Annotated in this window: 11 protein-coding genes; all 11 read left to right on the top strand. The window is 42.6% G+C overall.

Going from position 1 to position 17,384, the window contains the following annotated elements; all coding sequences use genetic code 11:
* Positions 1-115: 115 nt before the first annotated feature.
* The gene (locus tag BC751_RS14035; RefSeq protein WP_130276125.1) at positions 116-673 is read left to right on the top strand and encodes a porin family protein; all 558 of its coding nucleotides are present in this window, start codon (positions 116-118) and stop codon (positions 671-673) included.
* Between the two features lie 193 nt (positions 674-866).
* Positions 867-2,120, top strand: a complete 1,254-nt coding sequence (locus BC751_RS14030) for a BamA/TamA family outer membrane protein (protein ID WP_130276123.1) — start codon at positions 867-869, stop codon at positions 2,118-2,120.
* Positions 2,121-2,161: 41 nt separating this feature from the next.
* Positions 2,162-2,992, top strand: coding sequence for a fumarylacetoacetate hydrolase family protein (locus tag BC751_RS14025; RefSeq protein WP_130276121.1), 831 nt, complete (start codon positions 2,162-2,164; stop codon positions 2,990-2,992).
* Positions 2,993-3,087: 95 nt separating this feature from the next.
* Positions 3,088-4,728, top strand: a complete 1,641-nt coding sequence (locus tag BC751_RS14020) for an acetolactate synthase large subunit (RefSeq protein ID WP_130276119.1) — start codon at positions 3,088-3,090, stop codon at positions 4,726-4,728.
* Positions 4,725-6,125 carry an aldehyde dehydrogenase family protein gene (locus tag BC751_RS14015; RefSeq protein ID WP_130276117.1) on the top strand — a complete coding sequence of 467 codons (1,401 nt, stop codon included), beginning with the start codon at positions 4,725-4,727 and terminating at the stop codon, positions 6,123-6,125. The genes BC751_RS14020 and BC751_RS14015 overlap by 4 nt, the downstream gene beginning before the upstream one ends.
* Positions 6,126-6,548: 423 nt before the next feature.
* A complete protein-coding gene (locus BC751_RS14010; RefSeq protein ID WP_130276115.1) occupies positions 6,549-8,207 on the top strand; it encodes an amidase in 1,659 nt (552 codons plus the stop codon).
* Between the two features lie 37 nt (positions 8,208-8,244).
* Positions 8,245-9,423 carry an MFS transporter gene (locus tag BC751_RS14005; RefSeq protein ID WP_130276113.1) on the top strand — a complete coding sequence of 393 codons (1,179 nt, stop codon included), beginning with the start codon at positions 8,245-8,247 and terminating at the stop codon, positions 9,421-9,423.
* Positions 9,424-10,521: 1,098 nt separating this feature from the next.
* Positions 10,522-12,018: an efflux RND transporter periplasmic adaptor subunit gene (locus tag BC751_RS14000; RefSeq protein ID WP_130276111.1), complete on the top strand. Its 1,497-nt coding sequence runs from the start codon at positions 10,522-10,524 to the stop codon at positions 12,016-12,018.
* Between the two features lie 68 nt (positions 12,019-12,086).
* A complete protein-coding gene (locus tag BC751_RS13995; protein ID WP_130276109.1) occupies positions 12,087-15,176 on the top strand; it encodes an efflux RND transporter permease subunit in 3,090 nt (1,029 codons plus the stop codon).
* Complete coding sequence (locus BC751_RS13990) at positions 15,173-16,354, top strand: TolC family protein (RefSeq protein ID WP_130276108.1); 1,182 nt, start codon at positions 15,173-15,175, stop codon at positions 16,352-16,354. The genes BC751_RS13995 and BC751_RS13990 overlap by 4 nt, the downstream gene beginning before the upstream one ends.
* 484 nt (positions 16,355-16,838) lie before the next feature.
* Positions 16,839-17,279 carry a hypothetical protein gene (locus tag BC751_RS13985; RefSeq protein WP_130276106.1) on the top strand — a complete coding sequence of 147 codons (441 nt, stop codon included), beginning with the start codon at positions 16,839-16,841 and terminating at the stop codon, positions 17,277-17,279.
* Positions 17,280-17,384 lie beyond the last annotated feature (105 nt).

The raw sequence follows: 17,384 nt of genomic DNA, 5'->3' as shown, positions 1-17,384 counted from the left end.
CTGGCATGATGCTTGATTGATAACTGGAAAGAAATGCTATCAACAAATAATTTTCAATTTATCAAATTAAATCATCCCTCAATCGGGGTTTGTTTCATTTAAAGCAACAATTGTTATGAAAAAGACTATTATTCTCACTGCCCTATTTGGTATGTTTTTCTCAGCGACTGTATTGGCCCAAGGACTTCACTTTGGGATAAAAGGAGGTCCGAGTTTTTCCAATTTTAGTGGAAGCGGTTTGGATGGTTATGATTTCAAATCCATTACAAATTTCCATGCCGGAGCATTTGTTGAGCTAAACCTGTTCGATGCACTTTCTCTTCAACCCGAACTCCTTTATTCCACCAAAGGTGCTACATTATCCGGTGTCGGAAATGACATAGAAAACAAATTAGGTTATTTGTCCATTCCTGTTCTTGCAAGGGTTTATCTTATTCCTGACAGATTCAGCCTTGATTTTGGACCTCAGGCCTCCTTTCTTCTGAGTGAGACCGAGAATGTCAATATCTCAGATTCAAGAACCTTTGATTTTGCTTTGGCAGGTGGTGTGACCGTACAATTGTTTGGGCCTCTTTTTGTGCAGGGAAGGTATAATCTAGGCCTGACAGATGTAAAACCCGACGCCAATGTCAAAAATTCAGTAATACAGCTTTCTGCGGGTTTAAGGTTTTAAACTCATTCCCTAAAACTCCAAAGGGAACTCTTCCCAAAAAGACAAAGGGAGAAGTCAGTTAAATGCTCGACTTCTCCCTTTTTTATTTTACCCAGACTTTAAAAATCATGGCTTAACAGAAGAAACAATTGAAAATTTAATGATAACTTGAGCTTAGGTAAGGAATTACCCAATCACCTTAACCCCAGCGCATATGAACCCCAACATTGTCAGGAATTTTGATAAGCTCCTGAAGGCTTTATTTTTCCTTACCATTCTACTTCTGAATGCCACCTGGGCAAATGCCCAAGATCAGGAAAACGACAAAGAAAAGACCAGGCAAAAAAAGGAAAGAAAGGTTTCGATTGTTCCGCTTCCAGCCGTTGCAGCAGATCCTACCTCAGGCCTTATTTTGGGTATAGCACCTGCTTTTTCCTGGACCATAGGCAACCCGGAAACAACAAGTATGTCGACAGCCATTGGACTGGGTTTGGTCACCACTAAAAGACAATTATATACCTCTCTGCGGTCCCACGCCTTCTTAAAGGATGATTCATATACCATTTACACAGATTTCAGGTTCAACATCAATAACCAACCCACCTATGGTTTAGGGACAAAAATATGGGCAAGGCCATGGAGAAATGAACCTACAAATGGTGAAAAGGATGATCTCATCAAAGAGATGATATTTTTCAGGCATATCCGCTTGTACGGCATAGCCATGAAACGGTATCAGGACACCCGCTTTTTCTATGGATTAGGTTTTCATTTTGACAGAATGTTCCGAATAGATGACCGAAGTCTAAACCTTGGCTCAGACCCTCCAGAATTGACCTACCATGAAGTTTATCAAAGAGAAAAAAAACTACCTGCTGAAAACTACCAACAATCTGGAATTTCACTGAATGCCTTATACGACAGCCGGGACAATGTAGCCAATCCTTATAAAGGGAAATACCTCTATGCTTCCTGGAGGAGTTTTGCTGAATTCTTAGGAAGTACCAGCAACAGTGGTACTTTGTGGCTGGAATACAGGGATTATTTCAGTTTGAGCAAAAACAGACCAAGAAATATCCTGGCACTTTGGACTTATGCCTGGTCCGTAACCCATGGAGAGGTTTCTTATATGTTTTTACCGGCAGTAGGCTGGGATATGTTTTCCAGGTCAGGAAGGGCTTATACCCAGGGTAGATTCAGAGGAGAAGATCTGGTCTATACAGAATTGGAATGGAGATTTCCTTTACAAAAGAATAAAGAAAGGTTTGGTGGCGTCCTATTCGCCAATACCGGTACCGCCAGCAGCAGAGGAGAAGACATCAACCTTTTCAGCCATTTTCAGTTGGGGTATGGGCTTGGATTACGGTATATGGTCTTGCCCAAAAGACGGATCAATATTGCTTTGGACTATGGCTTTGGAGTCCGAGGGGCTTCCGGAATTTTCCTAAATGTGAACGAAATGTTCTGATATTTTCTTAGATTCAAGCCTAAACCTACTTAACCTATATCATGAAATTATACAGATCATCCAACGACATCATCATTGAACATGAGGGCAAGCATTATTTGGCCCAAACCCGTGATTGGGACCATTTGGTAAACCAAAAAAACCTTTATAAAATGCTTCAGGAAGAATTGAATCCTTGGAATGAGGTCAATTGGGAAGCCAAAGACCTCAAAGCTCCCATTGGTACCCAGGAAATTTGGGCAGCGGGTGTCACTTATCTCCGTAGCAGGGAAGCCCGAATGGAAGAATCCAAGGAAAGTGGGGCTGCGGTTTTTTATTCCAAAGTGTATGATGCGGAAAGACCTGAATTGTTTTTTAAATCCACCCATTACAGGGTAGCTCATCCGGGAGGACAAGTAAACATCCGCAAAGACTCCAAATGGAATGTACCTGAACCTGAACTCACCCTTTTTATCAACAAAGACAAGGAGATTGTGGGTTATACTATTGGTAATGACATGAGCTCAAGGGATATTGAGGGTGAAAACCCACTTTACCTACCCCAGGCAAAATGTTATGATTATTCCGCGGCTATTGGTCCTTGTCTTTGGATACCGGAAAAACCCATTGATCCGGACACCAAAATCCATATGCAGATTGAAAGGAACTGGAAGACTGTATTTGAAGGTCAGATATCCATCAATCAAATGAAACGGGGTCATGGAGAATTGGTGGAATTCCTTACCAGAGAAATGAGCTTTCCAAATGGAGTTTACCTCATGACAGGTACCTGCCTCGTACCGGATGACACCTTTACATTACAACCCGATGACCTTGTTCATATCGAAATTGACGGCATTGGAAAGCTTACCAATAAGGTGGCTATAGGCTGAATTTCCATAAAAATGGCATTTTCGTAAATCATTTTGTTTTTTTTGGGGTTGATTATACATATCCATGTCTTTTTTCCTTAACCAAAATCGATTTTATGAAAGCATCAGACCTATTTGTCAAAGCATTGGAAAATGAAGGAGTAGAATACATCTTCGCTGTACCCGGTGAAGAAAATCTGGACCTGCTCCAATCCCTCAAAAACTCAAAAATCAGGCTAATCCTTACCCGGCACGAACAAGGTGCCGGGTTTATGGCTGCCACCTACGGAAGACTTACCGGAAAGCCTGGGGTCTGTCTTGCTACCTTGGGGCCTGGGGCCACTAATCTGGTCACTCCAGCAGCCTATGCCCAACTTGGGGGTATGCCTATGGTGATGATTACCGGACAAAAACCCATCAAAAAAAGCAAACAAGCAAGGTTTCAGATCATAGATGTGGTGGATATGATGAGGCCCATCACCAAATACACCAAACAAATAGTCAATTCCAGCAATATAGCTTCCCAAATCAGAGAAGCTTTCCGCTTGGCAATTGAAGAAAAACCTGGGGCTGTACATTTGGAATTTCCCGAGGATATAGCACAGGAAGACTGTTCAGAAGACATTTTTGAACCAGTCGGACATCTGATTCCAAAAGCAGATGATAAAGCTATCGCAGCAGCAGTGGAGATGATCACGCATTCCAAAATGCCGCTGCTTTTGATAGGTGCTGGTGCCAACAGGAAAATTACCTGTGAGGCATTGAGGGATTTTGCAGACCAAACAGGAATTTATTTTTTCACTACCCAGATGGGCAAAGGAGTAATCGATGAAAGACATGGACAGTATTTGGGAACGGCTGCTTTATCGAGCAAAGATTTTCTGCACTCGGCAATTGAAGAAGCGGACCTGATTATCAATGTGGGCCATGATGTCATCGAAAAACCTCCCTTTTTCATGCAAAAAGGTGGCAAAAAAGTCATTCATGTCAACTTCAATCCGGCGGAAGTGGATCCTGTCTACTTCCCACAACTCAATGTAGTCGGTGACATTGCCCAATCTGTCAAAATGCTTGCTGCCTTAGTAAAGAAACAACCCCACTGGGACTTTGGCTTTTTCAAAAAAGTTAAAACAGAAATAGAAGGGCATCTCAGTAAATATTTTGAAGATGAAAGATTCCCGATGCTTCCACAAAGATTGGTAAACCTTTTGCGGAAAAACCTTGCTTCTGAAGACATCATTACCTTGGACAACGGGATATATAAGCTTTGGTTTGCAAGAAATTATACCTGCCACCATCCCAATACGCTGCTCTTGGACAATGCTTTGGCAACTATGGGCGCAGGCTTGCCTTCAGCCATGATGGTAAAAATGATTTATCCTGAAAGAAAAGTCATCGCTGTGTGTGGAGATGGGGGCTTTATGATGAATTCCCAGGAACTGGAAACTGCCGTAAGGTTAGGACTTGACCTTACCGTCATCATTCTCAACGACCATGCTTATGGGATGATCAAATGGAAACAAGAGGATATGGGATTTGATGACTTTGGCTTGGATTACAACAATCCTGACTTTGTAAAATATGCAGAAAGCTATGGTGCAAAAGGTTATAGACCCGGTTCTGATGCTGAATTCCAGCAAACCCTTAATAAATGTTTGACATCAGAAGGAGTAAATTTGATTGACTTATCGGTGGATTATTCCTTAAACCACCCCATTTTAAATGTCATGTTGAAAGAAAAAGCACAAAAATTATGAGTAAGCATAAAACCTTGAAAGTATTTTCCCCTTACGATAACAGATTGATCAAAGAAATCCCCATGGTGGGAGAAAATGAAGTAGAAAATGCCCTTGAAAAAGCTTATGCCTTGTTTGACGACAGAAGCAATTGGATACCTGCTTTCAAAAGAATTGAAATTCTGGAAAAAGTGCAGGAACTGATGAAATCAAAAATAGAAGAACTGACCAAAACAGCAGCAGAAGAAGGAGGAAAGCCCTATGTGGATTCCAAAGTAGAAGTACTTAGAGCCATCAATGGGGTTAAAATAGCCTCAGAAGAAATCGGAAGATTGACCGGAAAACAAATCCCGATGGGACTTACCCAGGCCTCAGTCAATAGGGTTGCTTTTACTACCAGAGAACCTATCGGAGTGGTGGCTTCAATTTCTGCATTTAACCATCCACTAAACCTGATTGTACATCAGACAGTGACTGCTTTTGCAGCTGGTTGTCCGGTTATTGTGAAACCGGCCTCCACTACCCCCCTTTCCTGTTTGGCTTTTGCAGATATCCTAAAAGAAGCAGGTGTCCCTGATCCTTGGGTACAGGTATTGATCACAGACAATGAAGCTGCTGAAAAGCTGGTTACAGATCAAAGGATCAATTACCTTTCATTTATTGGTTCCGCTAAAGTCGGATGGTACCTGAAATCCAAACTGGCACCCGGTACCCGCTGCGCCTTAGAACATGGAGGTGCTGCACCGGTAATTGTGGAACCTGATGCCAACTTGGAGGACATGTTACCCGCTTTGGTAAAGGGAGGTTTTTACCATGCTGGTCAGGTATGTGTATCTGTCCAAAAAGTATTCGTACATGAAAGTATCGCCAAGAAAGTGGCCGATGACATGGCAAAAATGGCTGAAAAGCTTATTGTTGGCGATCCCTTGGATGAAAAAACGGAAGTTGGTCCATTGATTTTACCAAAAGAAGTGGACCGTGTAGAAGCTTGGGTCAAGGAAGCCAAGGAAACAGGAGGAGAAATTCTTTGTGGGGGCAAGCGGCTCTCGGATTCCTGCTATGCGCCCACTGTCATCTACAACCCTCCTCAAGACGCAAAGGTATCCCAAGAGGAAATTTTTGGCCCGGTAGTCTGTGTATATTCTTATGAGGATAGAAATAAAGCCATCGAGCAGGCGAATGCCCTACCCTATCATTTCCAAGCTGCTGTTTTCACCAAAGACCTGGACATCGCTTTGGATACCGTTCAGAAACTTAATGCTACAGCCGTCATGATCAATGACCACACCGCTTTCCGGGTGGACTGGATGCCATTTGGTGGGCGCGATGCATCCGGAGAAGGTCTGGGAGGTATCCCCTACTCCATGCATGAAATGACAAGGGAGAAGATGATGGTGATCAAAAGTAAGTTTTTGTAAAGACGGAAGTCAGAAGGGGAAAGTGGTAAGTCGGATTTCGGAAGTTGGAATTGAAATTTATCCTTCGAGTGTACCGCGGCGTACTTGAAGTTTTTCCAGTTTTAACTCAATGTATAATACGATGGCAGATTAAAAATCTGCTGTATCGCCTCACGAAATTAAAATTTCGAGAAGCTGGAGGAAGTCGGATTTCGGAATCCCTCCTTCCGAAATCACCCCTTGCCAGTTCCGAAATTCTGTCTTAATGCTTGCTTCTTGTCCCTATAATCTATCCACAAGATACTTGGTACATTGTACTTGGTACTTGGTAAAAGGAACAACCAGTCCTTAAACCTATACCCGGTAAATCCCTTCTAACAAAGATTTTTTCCAAACATCTTAAAAAAAGGAAACAGGACCGTTCTTTTTCTTTATTTTGAATCCATGAAAAAACATGGATGGTTGCTCCTTATCATAGGGGTAATTTTTGGATTTACCCTGGCCCAAACTGCCGGGAAGATCACTAGAAAACAGGTAATTGCAGCACAAAATCTTATTGGGATTAGCTTTGACCATAAGGCCATTGATACCATGCTGGAGTACCTGACCAGCAACCGCAAAGGTTACGAAAGCATGCGCAACCATTTTCTGGACAATTCGGTCAGCCCTGCCCTGATATTTGACCCCATTCCAACAGATTACCAACTCACTAAAAACGAAGGGCTTAACACCTGGAAAATCAATGAGTCAGCAACATTGCCCCTTGACTTAGATGAACTCGCTTTTTATCCCATATTGGACCTTGCAGGATTGATCAAAACTGGGAAGATCAGTGCGGAAGCCTTGACCAGGTTATATCTGAACCGCATCAAAAAATACGATGGAAAACTCCTGTCCTTTGTTACTGTGACAGAGGAACTGGCATTAAAACAGGCCCAAAAAGCAGATGAGGAACTGGCTAAAGGAATCTACAGGGGCCCACTCCATGGCATTCCTTATGGACTTAAAGACCTGGCCGCTGTACCTGGGTATCCCACAACATGGGGAGCTGCGCCTTACAAGGATCAAATTCTTGATCAAACGGCTACAGTGGTACGAAAACTGGAAGAAGCTGGAGCTGTCTTGTTAGGAAAAACCGTGTCAGGCAGCTTGGCAAGGGGTGGTGTTTGGTTTGGAGGAAAAACAAAAAACCCTTGGGATCTGGAACAAGGGGCGACTGGCTCATCAGCCGGTTCAGGGGCTGCCACAGCAGCAGGATTGGTTGCCTTTTCCATAGGAACGGAAACTTTGGGATCCATTGTAGCACCATCTACCCGGACGGGCAGTACCGGCTTAAGGCCAACCTATGGTGCGGTAAGCAAACACGGCTTCATGGTGCTTTCCTGGAGCATGGATAAGGTAGGCCCCATCTGCCGGTCAGCAGTAGACTGTGCGCTTGTTTTTGATTTTATAAGGGGCATAGACCCGCTCGACCGAAGCACCAAAGAAGCAGGTTTCAGACCCCTGACCGATCAGGATCCAAGTCAAATGAAGATCGCCTACTTTAAAGAGCTTTTTGAAAAAGACAGCACATCTACAGGACAAAACAACAAAAGGACCCTGGAGGAATTTGCCCAAATGGGTATCCAACTTATTCCTGTTACTATGCCAAGCAATTTCCCCTTTGAGGCATTTGATATCATTTTAAGGGCAGAATCCGGTGCCTTTTTCGATGAACTGCTCCGCTCAGGCCGGGTGGACCGCTTGGAAGAACAACATGAGGGGTCCCGTGCCAATTCACTCCGTCAATCCAGATTTATTCCCGCGGTGGAATATTTACAGGCCAACCGTCACCGATCTTTATTGATTGAAGCTTTTCACCAACTTATCAAAGAATATGACCTTATCCTGTCCCCAACCTATGGCAGCAATCAGTTACTTCTGACCAACCTTACGGGCCATCCGGCATTAAGTCTTCCCAATGGCTTTGATGATAAAGGAAGGCCCACCAGCGTCACTTTAGTAGGAAATTATTATGGAGAAGATCAATTGATCAGTCTGGCCCATGCCTACCAAAAAAATTACAGGTATCATGGAATGATTCCCAAAGGTTTGATAGAATAGATCAGCTTCTCCATCATAGGTTTAAAACAATATCTGATTGAAACATATATTACCTATTATTGTCATTGCTCAGTTTTTGAGCACCTCCTTATGGTTTGCCGGCAATGCAGTACTTCCTGATATGGCTGCAGAACTTGATTTGGCCCCTGCTTTTCTGGGAAACCTCACTTCAGCAGTTCAGTTAGGTTTTATAACAGGAACTTTGTTATTTGCCATTTTAACCGTTGCCGATAAGTTTTCCCCTTCCAAAGTGTTCCTTTTAAGCGCCTTACTTGCCGCGCTTTTTAACCTTGCCATTAGTATGAAGGGATTGAACGGAATTCAAATCCTCTTATTGAGGTTTGGGACAGGTTTTTTCCTAGCAGGGATTTATCCAGTCGGCATGAAAATCGCTTCGGATTATTTCCAAAAAGGTTTAGGCAAATCATTAGGCCTATTGGTTGGTGCTTTGGTTTTGGGTACAGCCTTTCCCCATTTGGTAAGGAGCATGACCGAAGCATTACCTTGGCGATTTGTGCTGCATGCCACCTCGGCTTTATCAGTTTTTGGAGGTTTTTTGATTTGGATAGCGGTACCCAATGGACCTTATCGCAAACCCAGTCAGGCCTTTGATTTCACAGTGTTTTTTAAAGTATTTCAGATAAAATCATTCCGTTCAGCAGCTTTGGGGTACTTTGGACATATGTGGGAACTCTATGCTTTTTGGGCATTTTTGCCCGTTTTTATCCAACAATATGGAAGGCTCTATGGACATGAATTAAACATTTCCTTTACCAGTTTTGCCATTATCGGCTTAGGCGGATTATCCTGTGCCATGGGTGGATATTTATCCGAAAAATTTCATCCAAGCCAAATCGCAAAGTTTGCTTTGAGCACTTCTGGAATCTGTTGTTTTCTTTCTCCTTTGATCTTTACACAACCCTTTTCACTTATCTTTTTACTTTTCCTGATGGTTTGGGGCCTTGCCATAACAGCTGATTCTCCTATGTTTTCAACCTTGGTAGCCCAAAATGCCCCGGAACAAAACAGAGGAACCGCTTTGACCATTGTCAATTCCTTAGGTTTTGGAATTTCCATTCTCAGCATACAATTATTGAATATTTTAAACCCATTATTGGATCCTTCTTTCCTTTTTTTAATCCTTGGAATGGGACCTGTCATTGGTTTGTTTTACTTTGTCAGAGGAATATCAATCAAGGCAATACCTAAAAATTGAAAATGCTGAGGCTAGAGGGCGGTTTTTCAGAATGACACCTTTTGGCACTACTTGGGAAGATTGAAAAGTCCCAAATTTCCAAACCATGCCATTTAGTTAGCGTTAATGCAAGCACCTTTTCCAAAGTTGATGCATCTGATTTGGGTTAGATTTCATGTTGGCAAAACTTTGGAAAAGTTTTATACACTATAAATGTTTTTTCTAAACCACATTGAACTACCGATGAACAATTTCTAAAAATCCCCACAGCAAAATTCATGATACATGGTACCTGGTACTTGGTACTAGTTTTTTTTTTGGCACAAAGTATTGGGCACAATAAACATCCAGAGCTAAGCATTTCAAGTCAATTTTTTTTTAAGAATCATGCATTCATGACCAAAATCACTTTTTTTGAATTAAAAATAGTTTATTTTTAGCCTATTAAGATGAAACACAAACTGGCTATATGGTTTTTATTTTTAGCCCAGATCATGATGCTGGGGCACAACTTTATTCCCCATCACCATCAAGACCCTTTTGAAAGTCCCTTTCTCAAATCTCATCACTGTTCCCAACATCACCATGACAATGCCCATGGCATATTAGAAACTGTCTTTTCATTGGTACCCCATTCTGAAAAGGGAATGGAGGTCATGAACTGTGTCCACTTTGAACGGCCAGTCAAAAAACACACTTTTACGATTTCCGGAATACTGACAGAGGAGTTCAAAATTAAAAGAAAGCTCCTGCTTGATGAGGAGTCATTAACTCTTTATAAAGCGCATTTTGATCCATTATTTAAACTTCTTCCATCTGGGCTAAGGGCGCCTCCATTTTTTAGCTGATTGATTCTGACCTATTTCCTATCAAATTAGAAACCATCAAAGAAACTTACTCATTGCGTGACATGATCTAAAATATTTAGAAAATCACGATTTGATATTTTCATGTTTTCTGTGGTGAGGCCAGTCGCTGTTGGGGTTTTTACCATCATTTTGAGTTCAGGGCTTACTTACCTGAAGCACCCAATGATCATCATCGGATCAGGCGATAGGATACGGAAATCAATCATCCAAAATTCAAATCCCAGTACATTACTATTTAACTTAAAATAATATGAATCAGGCAAAATTTCTTTTGACCTGCTTTTTGCTCGGTTTGGCCGCCTGCCAATCCGGACAAGAACACCACCATGAGGAAGCATCCGCGATTCCTACGGAAGCGATGACTACCTACACTGACAACCTCGAAGTCTTTCTTGATTTTGAGCCTTTGGTACAAAACAGGATGTCCAAGGTCATGGCCCATATCACGGTATTGGGTGAAAGTTTTAAACCTCTTCAAGAAGGGCAAATTCGGCTAAGCCTTACCCTAAATGGACAAAAATACGCTGCATCAAGTAATCAGCCGGATACTCCTGGTATTTTTGAACTGGATATCACTCCGGAATCTGAAGGAGTTGGACAGCTTGCCATTGAAATAAAAACGCCTAAGCTAACAGAATCTGTTCACTTTGATCAGGTTAAGGTTTATCCTAATCTTACCACTGCCGTCAGAACCCTGAGCAAAAAAGGAAACAGTGAGGAAATAAGCTATCTGAAAAACCAGGCCTGGAGCATTGATTTTGCTAATGTCACTGTAAAACGAGGACCTTTCAGACAGGTCTTCAAAACAGGAGGAAGAATTCTTCCCGCTCCGGGAGATGAAAACATAGTGACAGCCAAATCAAGCGGAACGGTTCTGTTTTCAGGTAACAAGTCCATCATAGGGTCGGAGGTCAAAGCAGGAGAGCAACTTTTCACCATCAGCGGTGGCGGGCTTACTCAGGGAAATCCCGAAGTCATGTTCAAAGACGCCCAAGTGCGGTACCTTCAGGCCAAAGCAGACTTCGAAAGGGCTGAACTTTTGGTAAAAGATCAGATCATCTCAGAAAAAGATTTCCTACAGGCCAAAGCCGCCTATGAAACGGCATCCAACACTTATCAGGTAATGGCCAACAATTATTCGAAAACCGGACAAAGAATCACTTCTACTCTGAACGGTTTTGTCAAAAACATCTTGGTCAGAGAAGGGCAATATGTAGAAGCAGGAACGCCATTAGCTGTCATCAGCAAAAACCAGAAGTTGATCTTACAGGCAGAAGTTTCCCAAAAATATTTTCACCTGTTACCTTCCTTTTCAGCAGCAAATTTCAGGATGGCAGGAGATGCAAAGATTTTTGACACGGAGTCGATGAGCGGAAAGGTCATATCCTACGGAAAAAGTACCTCTTCCAATGCTGCTTTTGTACCCATAAGCTTTGAAATTGACAATATAGGCAACCTAATTCCGGGCTCTATTACAGAAGTATTTCTCAAATCCGTTGTCATACCCGATGCCTTGTTGATTCCGGTAGAAGCATTGATGGAGGAAATGGGTACTCACTTTGTCTACATACAGAGCGGTGGAGAAACTTTTCTGAAGCAAGAGGTACAGTTAGGCGGAAATGATGGCAAGATGGTCCAGGTATTATCAGGGCTTCAAGAAGGTGATCGGGTAGTAACCAAAGGAGCTTATTCCATCAAACTTGCCACTTCTTCTGGAGCCATTCCAGAGCATGGCCACACCCATTAAAATCAAAAAATCATATGACATCAAATCTATGTAGTGCATTGATTTTCAATTAAAAATGAAGAATCGCCATGCTCAATAAAATATTAAATTTCTCTCTCAACAACCGGCTTCTGATAATCGTTGGGTTCGCACTCTTGTCATTTTTCGGAACCTACGTAGCCTTTAATATGGAGGTGGATGTGTTTCCTGACTTAACGGCTCCTACAGTGGTTATTTTGACCGAAGCCCATGGAATGGCACCGGAGGAAGTAGAAAGATTGGTGAGTTTCCCCATCGAAACGGCTGTAAACGGAGCCACCAACGTACGCCGTGTCCGCTCAGCCTCCTCCAGTGGTTTTTCAGTAGTATGGATTGAATTCGAATGGGATACAGACATTTACAGGGCCAGACAAATAATCAATGAAAAAATCTCTGCCATTTCAGACCGTCTTCCTTTGGGGGTAGGCACCCCGACTATGGCTCCCCAATCCTCCATCATGGGTGAAATCATGTTTGTAGCCCTTTATGCAGACAGTACCTCTATGATGGAACTCCGGACCATCTCAGACTGGATTATCCGGCCGAGGCTATTGGCAACAGGAGGTGTCGCACAGGTAATCGTCTATGGAGGTGATTATAAGCAATACCAGATCCTTGCCAATCCCCAAAAGATGCGGTACCATAATGTTTCCCTTCAAGAGCTCATTACCGCTGCTGGGTCCTCCAACGGTAATTCTTCCGGTGGATTCCTTAACCAATATGGTAATGAATACATCATCAAAGGTATGGGAAGGACCAGTGATGCCCAGGAAATCGGTCGTTCGATTATCAAAAAGGAAGGAGACCAAATCATCCGCATTGAGGATGTAGCTGAAGTCCGTATTGGGGCAGCACCCAAGATCGGTGATGCTTCAGCCAATGCCAAACCTGCAGTAGTCCTTTCGGTATCCAAGCAACCCGATGTGAATACCCTTGATCTGACAGAAAAAATCGATGTAGCACTGGAGGAACTCAAAAAAACTTTGCCAGAAGACATCCATATCAATACCAAAGTCTTCAGACAGGCAGATTTCATCAATGCTTCCATCAGTAATATCCAAAAGGTATTATTGGAAGGCTCAGCATTTGTGGTGATCGTCCTTTTCCTCTTCCTGATGAATTGGAGAGCTACCCTTATTTCCCTATTGGCAATTCCCATTTCTTTAATAGTGGCCATCCTCACCCTGAAATGGCTGGGCTTCACCATCAATACCATGAGTTTGGGCGGCATGGCCATCGCTATCGGTGACCTGGTAGATGATGCCATCATCGATGTGGAAAATGTCTACAAGCGACTGAAAGAAAATGCCAAACTTCCAAAAGGTGAGCGCAAAAAGCAACTGACTGTTATTTTCGATGCCTCATTTGAGATCAGGCATTCCATCATCAATGCCACCTTTATTATCATTGTAGCCTTTCTGCCTTTGTTTTTCCTTACTGGAATGGAGGGCAGGCTACTTGCTCCACTTGGAATTGCCTTTATAGTAGCCCTTTTTGCCTCCTTGATTATCGCCATCACCCTTACCCCTGTTTTATGTAGCTTTTTATTGACCAATAAAAAACAACTGATGAAGCAGGAAAAAGAGAGCTGGCTGGTGGATAAGCTTCAGCATTTCTATGGAATTTTTCTTGAAAAGGCCATGGCTTACAAAAAAGTTTTTATCGGATCCACGATTGCCATGCTTGTCCTTGCCATAATCATTTTCACCCGACTGGGGCGAAGCTTCCTGCCGGAATTCAATGAAGGCGCTATGACCATTGCTGCAGTGGCGCGACCGGGATTGTCTTTGGAAGAGAGCAATAAAATAGGTACCAGGATTGAAGAGGCCCTGCTGACCATTCCTGAAGTGATTTCTACCACCAGAAGAACCGGCAGGGCTGAACTGGATGAACATGCACAGGGTGTCAATTCCTCTGAAATTGAAATCCCCTTCCACTTAGAGGACAGGGACCGCTCTGAATTCCTTGCCGATGTACGTCACAAACTTTCCCATATCAAAGAGGCCAATATCAGCATAGGGCAGCCCATATCCCATAGAATTGACCACATGCTTTCCGGAACGCGAGCCAACATAGCCATCAAAATTTTTGGCACTGACCTTAACCGCATGTTCAAACTTTCCAATCAGATCAAACATGAAATTGAAGACATCGAAGGATTAGTGGACCTGACAGTAGAACCACAGATAGAAATCCCTCAATTCCAACTGCGGGCAAACCGTGAATTGTTAAGTCAATACGGGATCAGTATAGCCCGGTTTAACCAAATTATAGATGTGGGCATAGCAGGCGAGAAAGTATCTGAAATCTATGAGGGCAACCGCTCCTTCGATCTGATTGTGCGTTTTGATGAGGAAAATCGGGGTAAAATGGAAAATATCCTCAATACCCTGATCGATACAGGTTCAGGAGAAAAAATCCCCATTCACTATGTAGCGGATATTGTCAGCAGCAGTGGTCCCAGTACCATCAATAGGGAAAATGTGCAGCGAAAAACCGTGGTCTCTGCCAATGTCAGCGGACGTGACCAAAAAAGTGTGGTCGATGAAATCAGATCCAGAATTGAGGAAAGAATCCAGTTGCCGGAAGGCTATCATATAGAGTTGGGAGGACAGTTTGAGGCGGAAGAAGAGGCAAGCACCACATTATTGGTCGCTTCCTTCTTTTCGCTTTTGGTGATTTTCCTCTTGCTATTCCAGGAGTTCAAAAAGGTAAAGCTGGCTTCCATCATCATGATCAACCTTCCTCTGGCATTGATCGGGGGTATTTTAAGCATCTATTTTACTTCCGGGATACTGAGTATTCCGGCCATTATTGGTTTTATCACCCTATTTGGCATCGCTACGCGAAATGGCATCCTCTTGGTATCCCGTTATGAACTGCTTCGGGAACAGGGCATTGGCCTTTTTGAGACCATCATACAAGGTTCAAAGGACAGGTTAAGCCCTATCCTGATGACTGCTATTACCGCAGCCCTTGCTTTGATCCCTTTGGCACTGGCCGGTGACCTGCCAGGGAATGAAATCCAAAGCCCCATGGCAAAGGTCATCCTGGGAGGGCTTACTACCTCTACCCTATTGAATTTGATCATTGTTCCGATGGTCTATTACATCAGCAATTCAAAAACCGAGCAACCATGAAAAAACATAGCATCATTCTATTGCTGACCTGCATGGTCTCTTTTCCCTTGCTTGCCCAAAAGAACCTGGAGCAGGTATTGATGGATATTGAAAGTAACAACAAAACTTTGCAGGCACAACTACAAAGTCTGGAAGCAAGGAAATTGGCCTTCAAATCAGATATCAGATTATACAACCCTAACATAGAGTATGATTTCCTAAAAGGCCAACCTTTTTCTGTGGGCAACCAAACTGATATCCTGGTCAATCAGGCCTTTGATTTTCCGACAGCCTACAGTAGAAAAAAAGAACTGGCTTCAGGACAGAGTACCCAGGCCGAACTGGATTTCCTATCCGGCAGACAGGGTATTCTGCTGGAAGCCAAACAGACCATGTTCAGTCTGATATACCGGTATAAGCTGCAGCAACAAATTGAAGAAAGAAAAGCAGCCACAGAAAAGCTTTTACAGGATTTTGAAAAAAAACTGTCCACGGGGGACGGAAATATTCTGGACGTCAATAAAGCCAAACTGCAGTTGATTGAAATCAACAAGGATTATCAGTTGAATACCGCCCAGATCAATCAGCTCCTTCAACATCTCAGTGGATTGAATGGAGGCTTGGACATTTCATTCACTGCCACACATTATCCGGACGAACTTTCCTTGCCCCGATTTGAGGAGTTGTTCGAAGAAATGAAAAGCCTGGATCCTATGTGGCGCTTTTATGAACTGGAGAGCAGCACTGCCAAAAAACAGGTAGAGGTGATGAAAGCCATGGCCCTGCCCAAGCTGGAGGCGGGTTACCGCTATCAGGGCATTCTTGGCGCAACTTTCCAGGGTTTCCATGTGGGCACCACCATACCCCTTTGGGAAAACAAATACCGTGTCAGGCAGAAAGAAGCAGAGCTGAGTTTTGCAGGACTCCAAAGGGTAGACTATCAGAATGATCGGTATTATTGGCTGAAACAAAAGTACGAGCAATACGAAAAGCTCGCTTCGACTTTACAGGAATATAGAGAGGTGCTGGGCACCTTGAACAGCATTGCCTACCTGGACAAGGCCTTGGTCTTGGGCCATATCAGTACCATTGAGTATTTTATGGAATCCAACTATTTCTACATGGCCTATACCAATTACCTGCAGACCGAAAACGAGTATTATCAGGTCATGGCGGAGTTGTTGAGGTTTAGGTTGTGATGATGGCTCAAAATCGCCTTCATGAAGGACTATCTTTGGGACTAAAACTGAGTCAGTCTTTAAATTATTCACCACAGAAACCTTATAAAAATATTCCAGGCAAGTTTCAAGAACTTGAACTAACTTGATAATAAATCACAATTAAAACTAAGAGAATTTGGCGTTTGAATCAAGCTGATATTTTATTGATATTAGGGTATTCTTAGGTTCTAACAGTCCACTATATGTCAAAAAACTATAGATTTGTCAAAATGTTGCTCAATTTGGCATCCAATCAATCATGATCGCCCTGATTAGATTTGTAAGTTACTTTAGGCAATTAAAGGCCTTACAGATTTTCACGATATATCTCAGGTATCTTATTGGAGGGGATTTATCATGGCTGCACTTGGGATGGGAAAACTCTCTAAGAATCCTATTCCATTGGCATTTGATGCCAATAAACCCTTCCAAGAATTAGAACCAATCTAACTTTTTTAGGGTTATGGCAGAATCCGGGCTTTATTGGAATTTCATAGGTTGGTCTCAGATTTTAGCTGGAGGTTTATTGATGACCCAACGTTTTGCAAGTTTGGGTGCAGCAGTTTTTTTCGGGATTATCCTAAACATATTTGTCATCACAGTATCGTATGGATTTACTGGAACGCCAATAATCACAGGTTTGATGTTATTGGCTGTTTTTTATCTGCTTATATGGGATATTGAAAAGTGGCAATTTCTTTTTCGACCCTATACCAACGAAAATCTAACAGCTCCGCAGCCCCTTCAGGTTATTGGAAAACCATTTTGGGAGATCCTTGGACTAGCACTATTTATTCTAATTATAACTTTATATGTTATTGGATATGATATCATCATTCAAATGGCATCTTGTTTATTGCTTGGTTTGCTTGGTTTTGTTTTATTCTTCTCACTATCAAAATGAATTAAATCGATAGCTTTTGTCGACTTCTGTTGGAATCAGTCTTCCGCCTGAAAATTCACACTCGAAAAACTTCAAAAAGGGAAGGCTATGTCACCTTGTTCCATT

It is taken from the genome of Cecembia calidifontis (assembly GCF_004216715.1).
In the GTDB taxonomy this organism is placed as follows: domain Bacteria; phylum Bacteroidota; class Bacteroidia; order Cytophagales; family Cyclobacteriaceae; genus Cecembia_A; species Cecembia_A calidifontis.
This window is presented reverse-complemented; position numbering and strand designations above follow the sequence as displayed.